The organism is Pseudonocardia tropica, assembly GCF_040105315.1.
Taxonomy (GTDB): domain Bacteria; phylum Actinomycetota; class Actinomycetes; order Mycobacteriales; family Pseudonocardiaceae; genus Pseudonocardia; species Pseudonocardia alni.
The window spans coordinates 1-4,384 of sequence record NZ_JBEDNP010000052.1 but is presented as its reverse complement, the minus strand read 5'-3'; the positions used below and the strand labels follow the sequence as shown (position 1 = coordinate 4,384).

Genomic DNA, 4,384 nt, shown 5'->3' with positions numbered 1-4,384 from the left:
CACCGTCGGTGAGGACACCGTGCAGATCACGCACGAAGCATTGTGGCGGGCGTGGCCGCTGCTACGGGACGCGATCGATTCCGAGCGCACCGACCACGTGCGTCGACAAGCGATCGATCGGTCGGCGCGGATCTGGGATGAGGCAGGCAGGCCCGACGAACAGTTGTATCGGGGCACCCTGCTCAGCGACGCACACCGGGTCACCACCCGCTCAGCCTCCGGCGCGGTGAGCGTCACCGGCATCACGCGTGAGTTCCTCGCCGCCGCCGATGAGCAGGAGCGCCGATTCGCACGGCGCCGCCATCGGGTCCGCGGGGCGGTGACCGCTGTCGTCGCAGTCATCGCCGCGTTGGCCGTCATCGCCGGCCACCAGGCCGTGACCAGGTACCAGTCTCAGCAGCGCGCCATCCTCGCCGAGGTCAAAGCCCACGCGAAGGCCTTGCAACCGACCGACCCCTCGATGGCCGCACAGCTCTACCTCGCGGCCTACCAGCGGCAACCCGACCCAGCGCTCTACACCACTCTGCTCGACACCCAGAACCAGCCGCTGGCACACCCGCTGCGCGGCCACCGCGGTGTGGCGCGCGCGGTGATCGCGGGCTCTACGGTGGTCAGCGGCAGCGATGACGGCACCATCCGGATGTGGGCCGCCGATCAGGCGGGGACACACCAGCCCACGAGCACACTCCCGGTGTCCGGACCGGTGACCGGGCTCGCGGTAGTTCCCGGCCGCCCGGTCGTTATCAGCAGCGTGGACAACGCGAGGTCAGATCAGAGCGTGCTGCAGGCATGGAGCGTCGCCGACCCGCGCCGCCCAACAGCGCTGACCCCGGAGTTGCCGAGCGGCCCAGCGGGGATCAACGCTCTGGCGGTCAGCCCGGACGGCAAGCTGCTGATCGCATTGGATGAGGATGGTGTCCTGGGTCTCTGGAACATCACCAACCCCGCCCGTCCGGTCGACCTCGGTGTACGGCTCCCCGGAGCGAGCACGAAGGTCTACGGAAGCGGTCTGGTGGTCAGCCCGGACGGAACTACTCTGACGGCCGCGGGGGACGGAGGCACGGTCGCCCGGTGGAACATCACCGACCCCGCCCGCCCGGTCCCACTGCCGGCACTGGACGGCGGCACGCCCCGAACCCAGGCCGTCGCGATCAGCCCCGACGGGGACGTCCTCGCCGCCGGTGGCGTGGCCGGCGCCCTCCGGCTGTGGGACACCTCGGATCCGGCCCGGCCCCGACTGATCGCACAGCCGCCCGTCGACCGCGCTTCATCCATTCTCGCGGCCGCTATCAGCCCGGACGGCACCACTCTGGCGGCGGCCTCGTCGGACAGCAGCGTGACGTTGTGGAACATCGCTGACCCCACTGGTCCGATCCCGCTCGGGCAGCCCCTGCGCACCGACAGCGGCCGCGGCATCGGTTCGGTCCAGTTCAGCACGGACGGGAACAAGCTGATCGCCGGGAGTGGTGACGGGATTATCCGGGTGTGGTCGCTGCCGCAGACCCGGCTGACCGCCAGCTCGGGCACCGCGGTGGATCTGGCGTTCCGCGACGACGGCGGGATGTTGGCGGTTGGGAACCTGGACAACAACTCGATCTATCTGTGGGACACCACCGATCCAAGCTCGCCTGCCCCGGTGGGTCCTCCCTTGTCGCAGGGCGGTGCTCTTCGCGCCCGCGGGTTCAACGTCGATTTCGCCGGACGCGACGACGACGTGCTTGTCAGCAGCGGCGGGCGCACCATCCGAGCGTGGAGCATGCAAGACCCACGTCAGCCCACCCAGCTGGGGCCGGACCTTGTTCTACCCGTGGAGGTCGGCGGCCAGGCGATCAGCCCCGATGGGCGCACCCTCGCCGTAGGCGGGGCGGATGGTGCCACCCGACTGTTCGATCTCACCGATCCGACGCGGCCCATGCCGCTGAATGTCTCGTTGGCCGGCACCCGCGGCGAGATCGTCGCCGCCCTCGATTTCAGCCCGGACGGGCGCACCCTGGCCACGGCGGGACACGACGGTCAAGTCCGGCTCTGGAATACCAGCGACCCCACCCGGGCCCGTGCTGTCGGTGCCCCATTGGTTGGGCATACCGACAACATCTATGGGCTGGCCTTCAGTCCCGACGGCACGCGGCTGGCCAGCGCCGGTTTCGACCACACCGTCCGGCTCTGGGACACCACCGACCCGGCATCAGCACGAGCGCAGGGCCCGCCACTGACCGCGCAGCGCAACGTTCTCGGGGAGGTGTCGTGGAGCCGTGATGGCACCACCCTGGCCGCGGCCAGCCATGACAGCACCGTGGCCCTGTGGAACGTCGCCGACCCGGTCCGGCCCACCGCGATCGGAAACCCATTGGGTGGGCACACCGACAACGTCTATTCCGCCGCCTTCTCGCCGGCCACTCCGTCGATTCTTGCCAGCGGCGCACGCGACCAGACCGTGCTGTTGTTCAACCTCGACGTTCATGAAGCGATCCGCCGGGTCTGCGCCGCCACCCCCGATACTTTGACCCCGCAGGCCTGGGACGCCTACGTCTCTCCGGACGAGTCCTACGAACCCCCGTGCGCGGACGCCGACATGGTCGGCGACGACCAGCGGTCGAGCGCGGCCTGGTAGGCCTCCGGCACCGTCCCGACCCGGTCGACCCGCCACGCTCTTTCCCTCTGGTCGGAAGGCACTGGTGGGATCTGAGCCGCGAGCTCGTTCAGCACGGCCGTGTCCCGCCACTGCTGGTCCTCGGCAAGCTGGCGTAGCGCGATGCGGGCCTCCGCGATCTCGCCTACACACTCGAGCGGTTTGTGTCCGTCCAACCCGAGCAGTTCTCGATATCCGGCGATCTGCGCTCGGTCGTCCAGGAGATCTCGCTGGAAGATCTGGACGAGCCGCGATCGGGGCATGACCGCCGCCAACGCCAAGAAGACCCACCGGCATTTCGCACAATCCAGACACCAACGCTCGGTCCTGTGCGGATCCGTGGACCGGACCACGACGTTGCAGCTGCTGAACAGCTCGTCGTAACCGTCGAGCGCCGCGAACATCCGGCAAATTTCTAGCTCGCCCATTCCACGCAGGAGCGAGAAGCAGCCCGAGGCGACTCCCGTGTGCTCGCGAAGAGCACGGTCGAGTGCCTGTTCTGCTACGGCGGATTTCGCCCACTGGTGGTTCACCTCGCGGCCGCGCCAGACCAGGTTCGGCTCGTCGGCCGAACGTTCGTTGGCCAGCACCGCGGGCCCGAGTCCATGCAGTGCTGCAACTGCGGTTCCGACCAGCGACGTCATCGCAGTCAGCGGCGCATGTCCCCGAAGGAGCGCCGTGTGCCGCATCAGCTGTTTCAGCTGTGGGTCCGGGCGCGGCCGGACCCGCAACAGCCTGACCTGCGCTCTTCTCATCAAGGGTTCGAGCTGTGGTTTGACTCGACGGTCGGTCGTAAATGCTGCCGGGTTGAGACCGCCGGACTTGAGGACCTCGAGCGCCACGACCGAGTCCTTTCCACCGCTGAACCCGACCAGGGGTGTGCGACCGCTGCCCCCCAGATTGTGCAACCGGTCGACCGGGTCCCGGTACTGGGAGCGCACCGGCAGATCCAGCACGTGCTCCAACTGATGACGGTGTGCGTATTCCGCGAGGCCTTCGCGGTAAAGCTGCTGAGCCCAGGCTGCGGCCGCCGGGGCAAGCGGTATCGCAGTGATCGACACCTGCGGCGGTGCCGATACTTTGTAGTAGAAAGTGCCGACAGCTATATAGAGTAGTTCCAATACCCGAAGAAACGCCGTCAACTCAGTGTCGCCGACACCGCCCTCGGGCAGCGGGAACTTGACACCCTCAGTGAAGCACAACCGCTGGGAACTACCCTCGTGGACGAAATCGAACTCCGCGATGCCAGTCTCCGGATCGAAGCGGATCCCGGAGTAGACAAATGTGTGTATCGCGGGGAGGCGGTCATCGTCCGGCCAGTCCACAGGGCGCCCTTCTCGTCGTCGCGGGGGTATGTCTTCTCGCTCGGGCGCGCAGCACCTGGATGTGCGCGCCCCAGGGTGACAGCAGCGGACTGGACGCACGCTACCGCTGGCGCTGCGTGCTCACGGGCACCCCAGCGAGGCCTTCGCGGGTTCGTGCCCCTCCCTCCGCGGACACCTCCGGAGCGAGTCTGCTCTGCCAGGAACTTTGACACCGCCGCGCGGGTCTCCTCTCGATCCGCCCCTCCCCAGGCGCGCCCCCAAGAGCTGAGGCAGACCTCGTCAGGCCGGCGAGCTCGGGACAGCGTCTGAAGCGCCCCGGATGTGGTGGAGGCTCTGATCCCACGGGAAGGTGGAGATCGTGCCGGCACCGAGGAAGTTCAGCGACGAGATGCGCGAGCGCGCCCAGCGCATGGTCCGTGAAGCACGCCGG

At 68.3% G+C, this 4,384-nt stretch carries 2 protein-coding genes; one reads left to right on the top strand and one right to left on the bottom strand.

The annotated features are described in order from the left end of the window. The coding region (locus tag WHI96_RS27245) for a WD40 repeat domain-containing protein (RefSeq protein ID WP_349302495.1) at positions 1–2,611 on the top strand (2,611 nt) is incomplete at its 5' end. Here the strand turns inward: WHI96_RS27245 and WHI96_RS27240 are convergent. Further along, the gene (locus tag WHI96_RS27240; protein WP_345646846.1) at positions 2,545–3,954 is read right to left on the bottom strand and encodes a MurL-like N-terminal domain-containing; all 1,410 of its coding nucleotides are present in this window, start codon (positions 3,952–3,954) and stop codon (positions 2,545–2,547) included. The two genes, WHI96_RS27245 and WHI96_RS27240, sit on opposite strands and share 67 nt — an antisense overlap. Positions 3,955–4,384: the final 430 nt, after the last annotated feature.